General features: G+C 57.9%; 18 protein-coding genes. 4 read left to right on the top strand and 14 right to left on the bottom strand.

Annotation, left to right across the window (positions count from 1 at the left end; all coding sequences use genetic code 11):
• Positions 1-5 precede the first annotated feature (5 nt).
• The 3 genes from DVA44_RS06080 to DVA44_RS06070 all read left to right on the top strand — a co-directional run bounded on the left by DVA44_RS06080 (position 6) and on the right by DVA44_RS06070 (position 3,078).
• Complete coding sequence (locus tag DVA44_RS06080; protein WP_114385969.1) at positions 6-1,373, top strand: 6-phospho-alpha-glucosidase; 1,368 nt, start codon at positions 6-8, stop codon at positions 1,371-1,373.
• 89 nt (positions 1,374-1,462) lie between these two features.
• Positions 1,463-2,308, top strand: a complete 846-nt coding sequence (sseA, locus tag DVA44_RS06075; RefSeq protein WP_114385968.1) for a 3-mercaptopyruvate sulfurtransferase — start codon at positions 1,463-1,465, stop codon at positions 2,306-2,308.
• On the top strand, positions 2,308-3,078 hold the full coding sequence (locus DVA44_RS06070; protein WP_114385967.1) for a MurR/RpiR family transcriptional regulator: 771 nt from the start codon (positions 2,308-2,310) through the stop codon (positions 3,076-3,078). Before sseA ends, DVA44_RS06070 begins: the two co-directional genes overlap by 1 nt.
• Positions 3,079-3,097: 19 nt before the next feature.
• On the opposite strand, the gene sseB is transcribed toward DVA44_RS06070, so the two are convergent.
• The 11 genes from sseB to trmJ form a co-directional block, all read right to left on the bottom strand.
• Entirely contained in the window at positions 3,098-3,874 is a 777-nt protein-coding gene (gene sseB / locus DVA44_RS06065) for an enhanced serine sensitivity protein SseB (protein WP_103824620.1), read from the bottom strand.
• 96 nt (positions 3,875-3,970) lie between these two features.
• A complete protein-coding gene (gene pepB / locus DVA44_RS06060) occupies positions 3,971-5,257 on the bottom strand; it encodes an aminopeptidase PepB (RefSeq protein ID WP_114385966.1) in 1,287 nt (428 codons plus the stop codon).
• 59 nt (positions 5,258-5,316) lie between these two features.
• Positions 5,317-5,517, bottom strand: coding sequence for a Fe-S cluster assembly protein IscX (iscX, locus tag DVA44_RS06055; RefSeq protein WP_032613119.1), 201 nt, complete (start codon positions 5,515-5,517; stop codon positions 5,317-5,319).
• A 1-nt stretch (position 5,518) separates the two neighbouring features.
• The gene (fdx, locus tag DVA44_RS06050) at positions 5,519-5,854 is read right to left on the bottom strand and encodes an ISC system 2Fe-2S type ferredoxin (protein WP_039029728.1); all 336 of its coding nucleotides are present in this window, start codon (positions 5,852-5,854) and stop codon (positions 5,519-5,521) included.
• 1 nt (position 5,855) lies between these two features.
• Complete coding sequence (hscA, locus tag DVA44_RS06045; RefSeq protein ID WP_114385965.1) at positions 5,856-7,706, bottom strand: Fe-S protein assembly chaperone HscA; 1,851 nt, start codon at positions 7,704-7,706, stop codon at positions 5,856-5,858.
• A gap of 14 nt (positions 7,707-7,720) precedes the next feature.
• Positions 7,721-8,236, bottom strand: a complete 516-nt coding sequence (hscB, locus tag DVA44_RS06040) for a co-chaperone HscB (protein WP_039029730.1) — start codon at positions 8,234-8,236, stop codon at positions 7,721-7,723.
• A 77-nt stretch (positions 8,237-8,313) separates the two neighbouring features.
• The gene (gene iscA, locus DVA44_RS06035) at positions 8,314-8,637 is read right to left on the bottom strand and encodes an iron-sulfur cluster assembly protein IscA (protein ID WP_103180721.1); all 324 of its coding nucleotides are present in this window, start codon (positions 8,635-8,637) and stop codon (positions 8,314-8,316) included.
• 15 nt (positions 8,638-8,652) lie between these two features.
• Positions 8,653-9,039 (bottom strand): Fe-S cluster assembly scaffold IscU, encoded by a 387-nt coding sequence (iscU, locus tag DVA44_RS06030; protein WP_004866383.1) that lies wholly within the window; start codon positions 9,037-9,039, stop codon positions 8,653-8,655.
• Positions 9,040-9,062: 23 nt separating this feature from the next.
• Positions 9,063-10,277: an IscS subfamily cysteine desulfurase gene (locus DVA44_RS06025; RefSeq protein WP_114385964.1), complete on the bottom strand. Its 1,215-nt coding sequence runs from the start codon at positions 10,275-10,277 to the stop codon at positions 9,063-9,065.
• A 116-nt stretch (positions 10,278-10,393) separates the two neighbouring features.
• A complete protein-coding gene (iscR, locus tag DVA44_RS06020; protein WP_103180723.1) occupies positions 10,394-10,885 on the bottom strand; it encodes a Fe-S cluster assembly transcriptional regulator IscR in 492 nt (163 codons plus the stop codon).
• Between the two features lie 213 nt (positions 10,886-11,098).
• A complete protein-coding gene (gene trmJ, locus DVA44_RS06015; RefSeq protein ID WP_114314226.1) occupies positions 11,099-11,827 on the bottom strand; it encodes a tRNA (cytosine(32)/uridine(32)-2'-O)-methyltransferase TrmJ in 729 nt (242 codons plus the stop codon).
• A gap of 124 nt (positions 11,828-11,951) precedes the next feature.
• On the opposite strand from trmJ, the gene suhB reads away from it, so the two are divergent.
• A complete protein-coding gene (suhB, locus tag DVA44_RS06010; RefSeq protein ID WP_103824616.1) occupies positions 11,952-12,758 on the top strand; it encodes an inositol-1-monophosphatase in 807 nt (268 codons plus the stop codon).
• 71 nt (positions 12,759-12,829) lie between these two features.
• On the opposite strand, the gene DVA44_RS06005 is transcribed toward suhB, so the two are convergent.
• From DVA44_RS06005 to DVA44_RS05995, 3 genes are all read right to left on the bottom strand, one after another.
• Positions 12,830-13,657 (bottom strand): hypothetical protein, encoded by an 828-nt coding sequence (locus DVA44_RS06005; protein ID WP_114385963.1) that lies wholly within the window; start codon positions 13,655-13,657, stop codon positions 12,830-12,832.
• Between the two features lie 105 nt (positions 13,658-13,762).
• Positions 13,763-14,728: a nickel/cobalt transporter gene (locus DVA44_RS06000; protein ID WP_114385962.1), complete on the bottom strand. Its 966-nt coding sequence runs from the start codon at positions 14,726-14,728 to the stop codon at positions 13,763-13,765.
• Entirely contained in the window at positions 14,719-15,357 is a 639-nt protein-coding gene (locus DVA44_RS05995; protein WP_114385961.1) for a DUF1007 family protein, read from the bottom strand. The genes DVA44_RS06000 and DVA44_RS05995 overlap by 10 nt, the downstream gene beginning before the upstream one ends.
• Between the last annotated feature and the right edge of the window lie 69 nt (positions 15,358-15,426).

Raw genomic sequence — 15,426 nt, 5'->3', positions numbered from 1 at the left:
TAAACATGATTACACCCCCATTCATTCTCTCTATCGCCGGTGGCGGCAGCACCTATACGCCCGGGATTGTGAAAAGCCTGATGGTGCAGCTGGACAAATTCCCGCTGGCGGAAATTCGCCTCTACGACATCGATGAAGCGCGGCAGGATACCATCGCGCCGGTGGTGGAGAAGGTGATTCGCGATCACAGTCAGAGCATCAAATTCACCGTCACCAGCGACCCGGAAGTGGCCTTCAGCGGCGCCCATTTTGTCTTCGCCCAGATGCGCGTGGGTCAGTACAAAATGCGCGAACAGGATGAGAAGATCCCGCTGCGTCACGGCGTGGTCGGCCAGGAGACCTGCGGCCCGGGCGGGCTGGCGTACGGCTTACGCACGATCCTGCCGATGGTTGAACTGATCGACATGGTCGAGCGCTATGCGCATGAAAAAGCGTGGATCGTTAACTACTCCAACCCGGCGGCTATCGTTGCGGAAGGGGTGCGCCGCCTGCGTCCTGACGCCCGGGTGCTGAACATCTGCGATATGCCGGTCGCGGCGATGCGCAATATGGGAGCCATTCTGGGCGTGGATCGCCACAAGCTGGAGGTGGATTACTTCGGTCTGAACCACTTCGGCTGGTTTACCCGCGTGCTGGTGGATGGCGAGGACAAACTGCCGGAGCTGCGTCGCCATGTCGCCAGATTTGGCCTGCTGACGGAAGATGCGGCTAAAACCGACCCGCAGCACTCCGATCCATCCTGGGTGAAAACCTGGCGCAACATCAAGCCGATCATGGATAACTTCCCGGAGTATCTGCCGAACCCCTATCTGCAGTACTACCTGATGCCAAACCAGATTGTGGAGCACCAGAACCCGGACTATACCCGCGCCAACGAAGTGATGAACGGTCGCGAGAAAAAGCTGTTTGCGGCTGCGGAAGAGTATAAACAGACCGGGATCCTGCCGGATGCGTTCCACGTGGGGGTGCATGGCGAATTTATCGTGGATGTGGCCCGCTCACTGGCGTTTAACCTGCGTCAGCGCCATCTGGTGATGGTGGAAAACCGCGGGGCGATTACTAACCTGCCGTATGACGCCATGGTTGAAGTGCCGGCCTATATCACAAGCGAAGGGCCAGAGCCGATCCGCATCGGCCAGGTACCGCTGTTCCACCAGACCCTGCTGCAACAGCAGCTGGCCTCGGAGCAGCTGCTGGTAGAGGCCACCATCGAAGGCAGCTACGAGAAAGCGTTGCAGGCGTTCACCCTGAACCGCACCGTGCCGACCATGGAGCATGCCAAAGCGATTCTGGACGAGATGATCGAAGCTAACCGTGAATACTGGCCTGCATTACAGAAAGCGTGGCAGGACGGAGAAGCGGTGAAAAAATAAGGGCTTGCTCGCGAGTTGAACGTGGTTCCCTTGTCGGTGTCAGAAAAAACACCGACAATCCATTATTGGATTCATTTATGGAGGCAACCATGTCCACCTCATATTTTGTCGCAGCCGACTGGCTGATTGAGCACAGTGACGATCCTGAAGTCCAGATCCTCGACGCGCGCATGGCGCCGCCAGGGCAGGAGCATCGTGACGTTCCCGCGGAATACCGCGCCGGGCATCTGCCGGGGGCGGTATTTTTTGATATCGAAGCCCTCTCCGATCACACCTCTCCCCTGCCGCACATGATGCCGCGCCCGGAAGCCTTTGCGGTAGCCATGCGCGAGCTGGGCGTCAGCCACGACAAGCATCTGGTGATTTACGACGAAGGCAATCTTTTCTCCGCCCCACGGGCGTGGTGGATGCTGAAAACCTTCGGCGTGGAAAAAGTGTCGATTCTGGCGGGCGGGCTTACCGGGTGGCAGCGGGCTGAGTTACCGCTTCAGCAGGGGGATGTCTCCCTGCCGGACAGCGACTTTGAAGCCACCTTCGACGCCGGGGCGATCAAGCGCGTCACCGACGTGCTGCTGGCCAGCCACGAACAGACCGCGCAGATTGTCGATGCCCGCCCTGCCCCGCGCTTTAAAGCCGAGGCCGACGAGCCGCGTCCTGGCCTTAAGCGCGGCCATATCCCTGGCGCACGTAACGTGCCCTGGGGCGATCTGGTGTTTGAAGGCGAGCTGAAAACCACCGATGAGCTGCGTGAGATTTTTGCCCGTCAGGGTGTGGATCTGCATCAGCCAGTCGTCGCCAGCTGCGGCTCGGGCGTCACCGCCTGTGTGGTGATCCTGGCGCTGGCTACCCTCGGCAAAACCGACGTGACGCTCTACGACGGGGCGTGGAGTGAATGGGGTGCCCGGGACGATCTGCCGGTTGAACCGGCGCAATAATGGATAATCGCCTGGCGACATTGTTATCGCGCGGGGAGACCCTGACCCGCGCGGAATATCGCGTGCTGGCCCATCTGACCGGGCATCCACTGCTGGTGGGCCAGATCACGGTGCGGGAGCTGGCGCAGGCGACCTTTGTCTCGACCGCCACCATTATGCGTCTCTGCCGCAAGCTGGGGTTTAGCGGCTTCAGCGAGTTCATCTGGCACTGCAAGCAGCTGTTGAGCGACACGCCGCACATTGCCGCCGAAAGCCGTCAGCCTGCGGAGCTGCCCGCGCTATTCAATCAGTTTATCGCCAACTATCAGCAGACCTTTCAGTGGGCGACGGTGGAAAAACGCCGCCGTTTCGCTGAACTGCTACGCGACAAGGAGAGCTTCTTTCTCTACGGGGCAGGCTTTTCCTATCTTTTTGCCGAGTACCTGACCAAAAAATTGCAGGTGCTGGGCAAGACGGCCTTTATCTCAGGCCCGGGCGACAGCCGTAATATCTTTCTCAGCAACGCCTCGCGCTATCAGGTCTTCATCGCGGTCTCGCGCAGCGGGGAAACGGAACAGGTGCTGGATAAGGCGCGCATTGCACAGAACGTGGGGATGACGGTGGTGGCTTTTACCCGTGCGTCGGCGAACAGCCTGGCGGGGATGGCGGATCTGCATTTTGCTTTGTACGACGAAGCGGTGCATTTCGCCGCCGAAGCCGCAGGGGTGACCTCGTTTGAATCAAACCTGGTGCTGCTGATGGATTTACTGCTGCTGGAAGCAACGGGGTGAGAACTCACCCCGTACGGGCTCAGATAATACGGTTGTTTTTGAAATCGCGCAGGAAGCCACCCCAGCGGCGCTCATAGAATGGCGTGATGTGCTCGGTGATAAAGTGGCTGATGCCCTTCTCCCCCGCCACTACCCGGCAGATATCGATCGGCTCGTCGCCCGGCAGGGTGTCGGTCGCCACGCTGCCCGCGGCCTGAATGATGTCGTCGATCTCGCCATCCGCCTCGATGCCAATCAGCAACACCGGCTGTTCATCAGCCTGCTCTTTGATGGAGCAGAGAAACGCGCGCTTGACCGGCTTGATAGTCTGGAAAAGGGTGGTCAGGGAGTCGATCATCTGCGCCGGTGGCTCGGCCACTTCCGACAGCAGCAGCGACTCGCCGCCCTCCAGCACCTCCTGGGTGCTAAGCGGGTTGCCCTCTTCGCCAATCAGATGGCTGATCTCTCGCGGGGTGAACTCTTTTCCGGTCGGCAGTTTGGCGTTCAGAAACAGGGTTTCGCCCAGCGTCATCTCAAACAGGGTGCGCACCGGCATCACCACGAACGCCTGCTCATCTTCAACGGCTTGCTGTAAGGCCTCAAGGGAGGAGAAGAACGGGATCACCGAGGTGCCGTCGTCTTTTTCCCAGTGCAGCAGATCCAGGGCGCTGTCCTCAACAACCTGCTCGCCTTCCGCCGCCGTACCGGGCACCCAGACGGTGGACTCCAGCAGCGTGCGGAAGAATGCCGGACGATGGGCGGGCTCGGTGGCCGCTTTCTCCAGCAGGGTTTCTAATTCGTTTTTGGTTTCTGACATAGTTTCACTACTTCAAAAAACGCCGGGTGGCGCTTTGCTTACCCGGCCTACAACACCCGTAGGCCCGTGCAAGCGCAGCGCCGCCGGGCAAGCTAATTACTCAGCCGTCAGCAGGTTGGCGATGGTACGCACGCCCAGACCGGTCGCACCCGCGGACCACTGCTCAACCGCCGCTTTACGGTAGGTCGCGGAGCAGTCGATGTGCAGCCAGCCTTCGCGATAGTTCTCGACAAAGTGCGACAGGAAACCGGCGGCGGTGCTTGCCCCAGCCGGATAGGCCGCGCTGGCGGTGTTGTTCAGCTCGGCAAAGTTCGACGGCAGCTGGCTGCGGTGGAACTCGGCCAGCGGCAGACGCCAGAACGGCTCGTTCTCGGCGGCGGCGCTCGCCAGCAGGCGGTTTGCCAGCTTGTCGTCGAAGCTGAACAGCGCGTGGTAGTCGTTGCCCAGCGCGGTTTTCGCCGCCCCGGTCAGGGTCGCCATGTCGATAATCAGCTCTGGTTTTTGCGCCGAGGCATCGATCAGCCCATCCGCCAGCACCAGACGGCCTTCGGCGTCGGTGTTCATCACTTCAACGTTTTTGCCGTTGCGGTAGCGAATGATGTCGCCGAGCTTGAAGGCGTTACCGCTGACCATGTTGTCGGCGCAGCAGAGGTAGAGCTTCACGCGTTTGTTCAGGCCGCGGGTGATGGCAAAGGCCAGCGCACCGGTGATGGTCGCCGCGCCGCCCATGTCGGACTTCATGGAGTCCATGAACGCGCTCTGCTTCAGGCTGTAGCCGCCGGTATCAAAGGTAATGCCCTTCCCGACCAGGCAGGCGAATACCGGGGCCGCTTTATCGCCGGTTGGGTTGTAGTCCAGCGCCAGCAGCACCGGCGGGCGCTCAGAGCCACGACCCACGGTGTGGATGCCCATGTAGTTCTGCTCGCGCAGATCTTCGCCTTTGGTGATGCGGTAAGAGACGTTGTCGCCCGCCACCTTGCTCAGCAGATCGACGGCGCGCTGCGCCAGCTGCTCCGGACCCAGCTCTTCCGCCGGGGCGTTGATGGTGTCGCGTACCCAGTCGATGATGGTCAGACGGCTTTCCAGCTCGCGCTTGCCGGCTTCGTCAAGGCTTGCCCACTCAATTTTACGGCTACCTTTTGGCCCTTTATAACCGGCCCAGAATGCCCAGCTGCGATCGGTGTTCCAGCCTTCGCCGTCGAGTAACACATGTTTAATGCCCAGGCCGTCAATTTTACGCGCCGCGCGCTGGATCAGGCCTAAATCGTCGCTGCCGTTCAGGTGCAGGGTAATACCGTCGTTGTTGATGCTGTAAGTGGCTTTTTCACCCCAGCGCGCATCGGCAGGCTGAGTAGAGAGCGTAATCTTCATCGCTTCGGTCATTTTATTTTTCCTTATTAGCAACAAGCAAACGGGCCGCCTGAAGGCAGCCCGTTACGTTTTTATTCTGCTTCGTCCAGCCAGACTAACAGAATCGCCTCCAGAATTTTTTCATTGGATGCGTTGGGATCGTCGTCAAACTCTTCCAGATCGCAAATCCACTGATGCATATCGGTGAAGCGTACGGTCTTCGGATCGAGATCCGGGTTGGCGTCGTACAGCGCCTCGCCGATTTCACGGCTGTCTGTCCACTTCAGTCCCATATTAATGCTCGCGTGCGTGGTTAAGCGTATAACGCGGAAGTTCGACCACCAGATCTTCATCGGTGACGCGCGCCTGACAGCTCAGGCGGCTTTCCGGCTCCAGACCCCATGCTTTATCGAGCATGTCGTCTTCATCCTCTGTGCTCTCCGCCAGGGAGTCAAACCCCTCGCGGACGATGCAGTGGCAGGTTGTGCAGGCACAGGATTTTTCACAGGCGTGTTCCACTTCAATACCGTTACGCAGGGCAACGTTAAGGATGGTTTCGCCGGTCTCAGCTTCCAGAACTGCGCCATCCGGACAGAGGTCCGCATGTGGCAGAAAAACAATCTTTGGCATATTAAACCTCGTCCACGGAGTGGCCTTTCAGCGCAGTACGGACAGACTGGTCCATACGACGAGCGGCAAACTCCTGGGTTTGTTTATCAACGTTTTTAATCGCTTGTTCTATGGCGTCAGCGTCATTGCCTTCCGCCACCGCAATCAACTGTGCGACAGCATCGTCAATGGCCTGACGTTCAGCGGCGCTTAGCAGCGCGGCATCAGCAGTGAGTGCGCTGTTCAGGCTTTCCAGCACGCGTGCGGCTTCGACTTTCTGTTCAGCCAGCATACGCGCCTTCACATCCTGCTCAGCGAAACTCATTGAGTCCTGAATCATGGTGGCGATCTCATTATCGGTCAGACCGTAGGACGGTTTCACCTGAATGGAGGATTCGACACCGGTCGATTTTTCCATCGCCGTGACGCTCAGCAGGCCATCCGCATCCACCTGGAAGGTGACACGGATATGCGCCCCGCCTGCAGGCAGCGCCGGAATGCCGCGCAGGGCGAAACGCGCCAGCGAACGGCAGTTCTGAACCAGCTCGCGCTCGCCCTGCAGCACGTGGATGGACATTGCAGTCTGGCCATCTTTAAAGGTGGTGAACTCCTGCGCGCGGGCCACCGGAATGGTGGTGTTACGCGGGATCACTTTCTCCACCAGGCCGCCCATGGTTTCTAACCCGAGGGAGAGCGGGATGACGTCCAGCAGCAGCATTTCGCTGTCCGGCTTGTTGCCAACCAGAATATCGGCCTGGATTGCGGCACCGATAGCGACCACTTTATCCGGATCGATAGAGGTTAATGGCGTGCGGCCAAAGAACTCGCCCACGCGCTCACGCACCAGCGGCACACGGGTTGAACCGCCAACCATCACCACTTCCAGCACCTCTTCGGCTTCCACGCCCGCATCTTTCAGCGCGCGGCGACAGGCCAGCAGGGTGCGTTTCACCAGCGGGGCAATCAGTTCATTGAACTGCTCGCGGCTGATGTCGCCTTTCCAGCCCGCCACTTCAACGGTCACGGAGGAGGCATCGCTGAGGGCGATTTTGGCGGCGATGGCCGCATCCAGCAGCTCGCGCTGGACGCGCAGGTCGCTGCGGTCGGCAATCCCCGCCTGCTCACGGATATGATCCGCCAGCAGATGGTCGAAGTCGTCGCCGCCGAGGGCAGAGTCGCCGCCGGTCGCCAGCACTTCAAACACCCCGCGGCTCAGGCGCAGAATGGAGATATCAAAAGTCCCGCCGCCGAGATCGAATACCGCGATCACCCCTTCCTGGCCGGAGTCCAGACCATAGGCAATGGCGGCCGCGGTCGGCTCGTTGAGCAGGCGCAGCACATGCAGGCCCGCCAGACGCGCGGCATCTTTGGTGCCCTGACGCTGGGCGTCATCGAAATAGGCCGGCACGGTGATCACCACGCCATCCAGCTCGCCTGAAAGGGTCGCGGTAGCGCGGGCGGCCAGCGCCTTGAGGATATCGGCAGAGACGCGGATCGGGTTCAGTAACCCTGCGGCAGTGGCGATCATCGGCAGGCCATTTTCACTTGCTTGCAGCTGATACGGCAGATGGGGATAACGGTTCTGGATGTCCGCCAGCGAGCGGCCCATCATGCGTTTTACCGAGCTGATGGTGTTGGCAGGATCCTGCGCGGCATTGGCGCGGGCATCGAAGCCCACGCTGTGGCCCTGAGGCTGATAGTGGACCACAGAAGGCAACAGATGTTGACCCTGCGCATCCGCCAGCGTCTCAGCCTGGCCGCTGCGCACGGTCGCCACCAGCGAGTTTGTGGTGCCTAAGTCGATGCCCACCGCCAGACGACGCTGGTGCGGTGCGGCACTTAAACCTGGCTCACTAATTTGTAATAAGGCCATAATCGCTTCCGAAATTAAAAATCGAGCAGCTTTTCTTCGAGTTGTTCAGCACTGCTTCGCAGTTTATCGAGAAAACGCAGCTTGCGAACGCTGTCCGCCGCCACGTCCCACGTCTCGTTATTCAATTGGTCAACCATCTGCTGATGGCGGGTATCGAACATCCCTTTTACGCGCTTGATAAAGCGCTCCAGACGGGCTTCATCTTTGGCCTGTTCAATCTCATCCAGCTCTTCACGCAGCTCCAGCTGTTCCATCAGGAACGCGGTGTCGCGGACGGTGTGTTGCTCACTGGAGAGATCAAACCCGTGGCGCGAAAGCAGATATTCTGCCCGGCTCAGCGGATTGCGCAGGGTTTGCCACGCCTGATTGATGGTCGCAGAGTGCTGCACCGCCGCCAGTTGTTCCGCCTGCGTGCCGCTGGCGAATTTATCCGGGTGATACTGACGTTGCAGATCCTGGAAACGGGCCGCCAGCGCCTGAGTATCAATTTCATACCCGGCTGGTAACCCAAAGAGGGTGAAGTAATCCATAACAATCTCAGGGTTAGCTGATTAAAGCAAACCCCACACACAGCCTGGCTGCGGTGGGGTTAACAGGTGATGCGCAATTATACGTGGAAGCTTTCGCCGCAGCCGCACTCGTCTTTCACGTTCGGGTTGGTGAACTTAAACCCTTCGTTAAGACCTTCTTTAACAAAGTCTAGCTGAGTGCCGTTCAGGAACTGCAGGCTTTTACCATCGACCACCACCTTCACGCCTTTGTCTTCGAACACGGTGTCTTCCGCCGCAGGTTCGTCAACAAATTCCAGTACATATGCCATACCGGAACAACCGGAGGTGCGTACACCCAGTCGCAGGCCAAAGCCTTTGCCACGGTTTGCCAGGAAGGCGCTTACTCGCGCGGCAGCGCTGTCGCTAAGGGTAATCGACATAACAACCTCAACTAATTATTTTGCTTCACGTTTGCTTTTGTAATCCGCAATTGCGGCTTTGATCGCATCTTCCGCCAGGATAGAGCAGTGGATTTTCACCGGCGGCAGTTCGAGTTCGTCAGCAATATCGGTATTTTTAATCGCCTGCGCTTCGTCCAGAGACTTGCCCTTCACCCACTCGGTGACCAAGGAGCTGGACGCGATTGCGGAACCGCAACCGTAGGTCTTGAAGCGCGCGTCTTCAATGATACCTTCATTGTTGACTTTAATCTGCAACTTCATCACGTCGCCACACGCTGGTGCACCCACCATGCCGCTGCCCACGCTGTCGTCGCTGTTGTCGAAGGAGCCCACGTTACGTGGATTCTCGTAATGATCGATAACTTTTTCGCTGTATGCCATGCTGAATTCTCCTTACAAACCGATTAGTGATGTGACCATTCAATGCTGTTCAGATCCACGCCTTCTTTGTACATTTCCCACAGTGGAGAAAGGTCACGCAGACGGCCAATGGAGTTGCGAACCAGTTGGATGGTGTAGTCAATCTCTTCATCGGTAGTAAAACGACCTAAAGAGAAGCGGATAGAGCTGTGTGCCAGTTCATCGGTCATGCCCAGCGCACGCAGTACGTAGGACGGCTCCAGGCTTGCGGAAGTACACGCAGAACCGGAAGAGACGGCCAGGTCTTTCAGGGCCATGATCAGCGACTCGCCTTCAACATAGTTGAAGCTGACGTTGAGAATGTTTGGTGCGCCCTGCTCGAGATCGCCGTTCAGGTAGACCTCTTCCATATCCTTCACGCCTTCCCACAGACGGTTGCGCAGCGTACGCAGGCGCGCCATCTCGGTTTCCATCTCTTCTTTGGCGATACGGTAAGCTTCACCCATACCCACGATCTGGTGAACAGGCAGCGTACCGGAACGCATGCCGCGCTCGTGACCACCGCCGTGCATCTGGGATTCGATGCGGATACGTGGCTTACGACGCACGTACAGCGCGCCGATACCTTTCGGGCCATAGATTTTGTGGCCGGAGAAGGACATCAGATCCACTTTCAGCTGGCTCAGATCGATAGGCAGTTTGCCCACGCTCTGGGTCGCATCCACGTGATAGATAATGCCGCGCGCACGGCACAGCTCGCCGATTGTCGCGATATCCTGCACCACGCCGATTTCGTTGTTAACGTGCATGATGGAGACCATAATGGTGTCGTCACGCATTGCCGCTTCGAGCTCTTTCAGGTCGATGATACCGTTGCGCTGCGGGGCGAGGTAGGTTACTTCAAACCCTTCACGCTCCAGCTGACGGCAGGTATCCAGCACGGCTTTGTGTTCAGTTTTGCTGGTGATGATGTGCTTGCCTTTTTTCTGGTAGAAATTAGCCGCACCTTTAATCGCCAGGTTATCGGATTCGGTTGCGCCAGAGGTGAAAACAATTTCACGCGGGTCGGCACCAACCAGCTCGGCAATCTGATTACGGGCGATATCTACCGCCTCTTCAGCATGCCAGCCAAAACGGTGTGAACGGGAAGCTGGGTTACCAAAGTTTCCGTCCAGGGTTAGACACTGCATCATTTTCTCGGCAACACGCGGGTCCACCGGCGTGGTTGCGGAGTAGTCGAGATAAATCGGTAATTTCATTGCTCTATAAACTCCGTACATCGCTTCAATGCAAGGAATCAGGCAACCGGCTGGATGTACGACCGAGTACACGGGGCGTTACGCCCCGGCCTGATTCTGAAATACTTATCTTTTTATTACGCGCGTAATTTGACGTCGATAGCGTCCTGCGCGCGGGTATTACGATGGGAATCGTGGCTGTGCTGACGGCCTGATACGTCCAGAACTTCCTGGTTATTTACCAGCTCACCGAGGGTGATATTGTTCAGGAAACCGGTCAGACGGTCGCTCAGATCGCGCCACAGCGCGTGCGTCAGGCATTTGTCGCCGCCCTGACAGCCGCCTTTACCCTGGCAACGGGTCGCGTCGACGGATTCGTCAACTGCGCTAATCACTTCACCAACCGCAATACTGCCCGCGTCTTTACCTAACAGATAACCACCGCCAGGACCGCGAACGCTGGAAACCAGGCCATTTTTACGCAGTCGGGAAAAAAGCTGTTCCAGATAAGAGAGGGAGATTCCCTGACGTTCAGAAATATCAGCCAATGGAACCGGGCCCGCTTCGGAGTTGAGCGCAACGTCCAGCATCGCGGTCACGGCATAACGCCCTTTAGATGTCAGTCTCATGTCTTACTTAACCTCAAACTCGCCCCTGCCCGGGGTTTTTTATTGTAAAGTGGGGGTATTGCATAGCAGGGCCAAGTCTGACATTCCTGACTAAAATGGTCAACTATTTACTTGACTGATTTAGTCAGGTATTTAACCTTCTGTGCGTTCATCTGTTTTTGCCGGGTGGCGCTTCGCTTACCCGGCCTACAGGTCTGTAGGCCCGTGCAAGCGCTACTCTTTATTCTTCTGCTCAATCGACGCCAGAATACCGCGCAGGATGTTCAGCTCCTGGCTCTCCGGACGGGCGCGAGTAAAGAGGCGGCGCAGACGGTTCATCACCTGACCCGGATGACCGGCGCGGATAAAGCCAGTAGCGAGCAGGGTCTGCTCCAGATGGCCGTAGAACCGCTCCAGATCGTCCACCAGCGGATAAGGCGTCTCTTCCTGCGTAGCCGGAACATCTTTTTCCTGGGTTGCCAGCCAGGCCATACGCACCTCATAGGCGATAACCTGCACAGCCATCGCCAGGTTCAGCGAGCTGTACTCCGGGTTGGCGGCAATGGCAACGTGATAGTGGCACTTCTGCAGCTCATCGTTGGTCAGCCCCACGCGCTCGCGACCAAACACCAGCGCCACCGGCGCATGCTGGCCTTCGCTGATGCTTTTCAGCCCGCATTCACGCGGGTCGAGCATCGGCCACGGCAGGGTGCGGGAACGCGCGCTGGTGCCCACCACCAGGCTACACCCCGCTAAGGCTTCATCCAGGGTGTCGACGATCTGGGCATTGCCAATTACGTCGCTGGCGCCTGCCGCGAGGGCAATGGCCTGGGAGTCGGGTTTGACCAGCGGGTTAACCAGCCAGAGATTGGTTAAGCCCATGGTTTTCATAGCGCGGGCCACGGAGCCCATGTTGCCGGTATGCGATGTTTCGACCAGCACGATTCGGATATTTTGCAGCATAATTTTTCTGAGTATGGAGAATATTCGATGATGTTATCATAAACGGAAGACATATGCCGATCCCGCTGCTATACTCTGCGCCGTTTTCGTTTCCCCGTTCTTTAACATCCAGTGAGAGTAACCGATGCAACATCCAATGTTGACCATCGCCGTGCGCGCAGCGCGCAAGGCGGGTAATGTAATTGCCAAACACTACGAAACACCTGATTCCGTAGAAACCAGCCAGAAAGGCAGCAATGACTTTGTGACCAACGTTGATAAAGCGGCAGAAGCTGTAATTATCGACACCATTCGCAAATCTTACCCGCAGCACACCATCATCACCGAAGAAAGCGGTGAGCATGCAGGCGAAGATCAGGATGTTCAATGGGTTATCGATCCACTGGATGGCACCACCAACTTCGTTAAACGTCTCCCACACTTCGCTGTTTCTATCGCCGTACGCATCAAAGGCCGTACCGAAGTGGCCGTGGTTTACGATCCAATGCGTAACGAACTCTTCACCGCCACCCGCGGTCAGGGTGCACAGCTGAACGGCTACCGTCTGCGCGGCACCAACGCTCGCGACCTCGACGGCACCATCCTGGCGACCGGCTTCCCGTTCAAAGCCAAACAGCACGCCCCTGCCTACATGAAAATTCTGGGCAAACTGTTCACCGAGTGCGCCGACTTCCGCCGCACCGGCTCCGCTGCGCTGGATCTGGCCTACGTTGCCGCTGGCCGCGTTGATGGTTACTTCGAGATTGGCCTCAAGCCGTGGGACTTCGCCGCTGGCGAACTGATCGCGCGTGAAGCGGGCGCGCTGGTGTGCGATTTCACCGGTGGCCACAACTACATGCTGTCCGGCAACATCGTTGCGGGTAACCCACGCGTTGTGAAAGCGATGCTGGCGAACATGCGTGACGAACTGAGCGAAGCGCTGAAGCGTTAATCTCAGCGGGCGGGTGAAGCTCCTTCACCCGCCTCTTTTCCTGCCCCGCCCCGCCCTCAGGCCATTAACGATTACTTCAGCAGTGGCAGCAGAATACGAATGAAGGTATTGGTGACCATCACCAGCACCACCATGCCGTTAAACAGCGCAAAATACCGCCACCCTTTTTGACACCGCACCTCCCCCAGCCACTGATGCAGCAAACAGGCGATACCGCCTGTCGCCAGTCTGGCTAACAGCACGCCAATCATGACGGGCACAAACAATAGCCATCCTGTCAGGATCAAATCATACTCCCGCGCGCCCAGCAGTAGCCATACGATCTGTGACGGCATATAGAAGCTCAGCGCGAAAATAAGCGGCAGGCGAATATTGCTTCGCGGACTTTCAGCGCTTTTCCGCCAGCACAGGGCATCGCGCACCAGTAACACGCCCAGTACCAGCGTGGCGAAATAGCATACATAGTTGAACGCTGCGCCAAAGCGCAGCAATGCCTCGTGGGAGAGATTCTGCGTAAATCCGATGCGCCAGAAAACGATGACAAAAAAACCGCACTGCAGGATCCAGCTGCGCACTATCCAGTCAAAAAATTGCCTGGCCGAAGGCTGGTTATGCAGCATCCAGGCGACGAGTGGTATTTTGCTGTAGCCGGGATGCAGAAACGCCAGCACAAAACCGGCCACCAGCAGCTTGCCGTACATCGCGAGCGGAAGCGTGTCGATGCTGGTTTGCCCCATACCGATAAGAAAATAGAAAATGGAATAGATGCGGGGAAGATCTTCAGGCCACCAGCTTGCCAGTTCGGGCCAGAAGAAGACGATAACCAGACCGAGCAGCAGGCCGGACCCAGCGGCGAACCAGAGATAGCGCGTTGAAACAGTAACATTATGATCGGTCATCGTGACTCCTTGTCATGACCCCAAAGCAAAGCTGCAAACTAAAACATCCCTGTCGAAGCGACAATCATGTCCCGCCATTTTGGGATTTTTGCCCGGCAGGGACGACTAAAACGGCCTTAGCCCCCTTCCCACCGGCACCGCGCTCAGCCACATGATGACCGCCGCCACCAGCAACACCACACCGCCCGCTAATGCCAGCGTCGTCCATCCGACCTGTCGCCACAGCACCGGCGTTTTATTGCCGCTGAGCCTGACCGCCAGATGACGAAAGCCGTGCACCAGCAGTGCCAGTGAAGAGATGGTTAACCCCGTTCCTGCCGCCATCGCCAGCGCCGAGGCCACACCCCAGCTGAATACGCCGATCACCTTACTGAACAGCAGCACCATAATGGCCCCGGAGCAGGGCCGCATCCCCATCGACAGGATAATCATCAGCCGCGCCCGCCAGTCATCCGCGCCCTGCATCTGCCCCGGCGTAGGCAAATGTTGATGGCCGCAGCCGCAGTTTGCGTCATGAACGTGGTGCGGGGTAAAGGCTTTGAAGGTCGGTTTGCGCAGCAAGGCGCGTAGTTTTTTCAGCGCCCGCCAGCAGAGCATCATCCCCAGCACGCCCACCAGGGCGTAGCTGCCCTTCTCCAGCCAGAAGCTGCTCATGTGCAGATCCCGCGCCGGGAGCCGCAGCAGCATTAATACCCCCACCACCAGGGCGATCGCCACGCCCCCCTGTAATAAGGAGGAGGCCAGGGTTAAGCCGATACTCGATTTCAGTTTTGAAGGATGAGTGGCAAGCCAGGTGGTGATAACAATTTTGCCATGCCCCGGCCCCAGCGCGTGCAGCACGCCATAGAGGAAGCTGAAGATCAGCAGCGACCCGCCTGCTGCCGTCGGGTTGTCGGCCACCGCTTTCAGCAAACCGCTCATCTGCTGGTTGACCTCCCGCTGCCAGAGAATGCTCTGACGCATCACCTGCGGCCACGCCTGCCATAACCACACGGCCCCCGCCGCTGCCACAACGAGGAACAGCGCCAGCGGCCAGAGATCCCATCCACGTCGCGCGCGCATTACTGACATTGTAAGGTCACCGTCTGGGCAAACTGTTTGCCGAGATTCATATCTTCCGGCGGGGCATCGTCTTTATCCAGCGAGCTGGCAAAGTTGAGCGTCTCGTCGCTGGGCTCCGGGGTATCGATAGTCAGGGCGCATTGACTTTTCAGGCCGTCAGGCAGCGTCACGTCATTATCCTCGGCATAGCTCATGTCGACGTAATAAGAGGGATCGAAGGTCGAGAAGGTGTACTTTTGTCCGGCCAGCGGCTGGGGCTCCGCCAGCGGCAGAATAAAGGTCAGCACCGCCTGGTGATCCACGCGGCTCATACCGTACTGGGTGGGGCGGTTAAGAAATTTCACCTTCTCCCCGTTATGCCAGAACTCGGTAAAGTAGTGCTGGCCGAGCACGTTGGCCATGACCTCCGCCGCCAGTTTTTTCCAGATTTTATCCCCGGGCTTTGCGTTCCCGGCATCATAAAGCAGATCGGCGGATGTTAGCTCGTCCATCACCCAGCGCATTTTCAGGCCGGTTACCTGCTCATCCTTCACCATGATTTGCGTTTTCAGGGTGATAAAGCTGTGAGGGTGCGCGACGGCGGAAAAAGACAAAACCGCCAAAAAAAGCGCAGTTGCGCTGCGTTTAACTATTTGCATCTCATCCTCACGTCAAAAATTCTGTGATGTTCACCCGCATTCCTGAAGGAAAGCCCGGCATCCCGTGCT

Source organism: Leclercia sp. W17 (assembly GCF_003336325.1).
Classification (GTDB): Bacteria; Pseudomonadota; Gammaproteobacteria; order Enterobacterales; family Enterobacteriaceae; genus Enterobacter.
The sequence above is the reverse complement of the archived record's forward strand: the minus strand, read 5'-3'. Positions and strand labels throughout refer to the sequence as shown.

What these genes read in the sequence shown, in the direction of transcription:
- DVA44_RS06080 (WP_114385969.1), top strand. Translation starts at nt 6, where the DNA reads ATGATTACACCCCCATTCATTCTCTCTATCGCCGGTGGCGGCAGCACC.
- sseA (WP_114385968.1), top strand. Translation starts at nt 1,463, where the DNA reads ATGTCCACCTCATATTTTGTCGCAGCCGACTGGCTGATTGAGCACAGT.
- DVA44_RS06070 (WP_114385967.1), top strand. Translation starts at nt 2,308, where the DNA reads ATGGATAATCGCCTGGCGACATTGTTATCGCGCGGGGAGACCCTGACC.
- sseB (WP_103824620.1), bottom strand. Translation starts at nt 3,874, where the DNA reads ATGTCAGAAACCAAAAACGAATTAGAAACCCTGCTGGAGAAAGCGGCC.
- pepB (WP_114385966.1), bottom strand. Translation starts at nt 5,257, where the DNA reads ATGACCGAAGCGATGAAGATTACGCTCTCTACTCAGCCTGCCGATGCG.
- iscX (WP_032613119.1), bottom strand. Translation starts at nt 5,517, where the DNA reads ATGGGACTGAAGTGGACAGACAGCCGTGAAATCGGCGAGGCGCTGTAC.
- fdx (WP_039029728.1), bottom strand. Translation starts at nt 5,854, where the DNA reads ATGCCAAAGATTGTTTTTCTGCCACATGCGGACCTCTGTCCGGATGGC.
- hscA (WP_114385965.1), bottom strand. Translation starts at nt 7,706, where the DNA reads ATGGCCTTATTACAAATTAGTGAGCCAGGTTTAAGTGCCGCACCGCAC.
- hscB (WP_039029730.1), bottom strand. Translation starts at nt 8,236, where the DNA reads ATGGATTACTTCACCCTCTTTGGGTTACCAGCCGGGTATGAAATTGAT.
- iscA (WP_103180721.1), bottom strand. Translation starts at nt 8,637, where the DNA reads ATGTCGATTACCCTTAGCGACAGCGCTGCCGCGCGAGTAAGCGCCTTC.
- iscU (WP_004866383.1), bottom strand. Translation starts at nt 9,039, where the DNA reads ATGGCATACAGCGAAAAAGTTATCGATCATTACGAGAATCCACGTAAC.
- DVA44_RS06025 (WP_114385964.1), bottom strand. Translation starts at nt 10,277, where the DNA reads ATGAAATTACCGATTTATCTCGACTACTCCGCAACCACGCCGGTGGAC.
- iscR (WP_103180723.1), bottom strand. Translation starts at nt 10,885, where the DNA reads ATGAGACTGACATCTAAAGGGCGTTATGCCGTGACCGCGATGCTGGAC.
- trmJ (WP_114314226.1), bottom strand. Translation starts at nt 11,827, where the DNA reads ATGCTGCAAAATATCCGAATCGTGCTGGTCGAAACATCGCATACCGGC.
- suhB (WP_103824616.1), top strand. Translation starts at nt 11,952, where the DNA reads ATGCAACATCCAATGTTGACCATCGCCGTGCGCGCAGCGCGCAAGGCG.
- DVA44_RS06005 (WP_114385963.1), bottom strand. Translation starts at nt 13,657, where the DNA reads ATGACCGATCATAATGTTACTGTTTCAACGCGCTATCTCTGGTTCGCC.
- DVA44_RS06000 (WP_114385962.1), bottom strand. Translation starts at nt 14,728, where the DNA reads ATGTCAGTAATGCGCGCGCGACGTGGATGGGATCTCTGGCCGCTGGCG.
- DVA44_RS05995 (WP_114385961.1), bottom strand. Translation starts at nt 15,357, where the DNA reads ATGCAAATAGTTAAACGCAGCGCAACTGCGCTTTTTTTGGCGGTTTTG.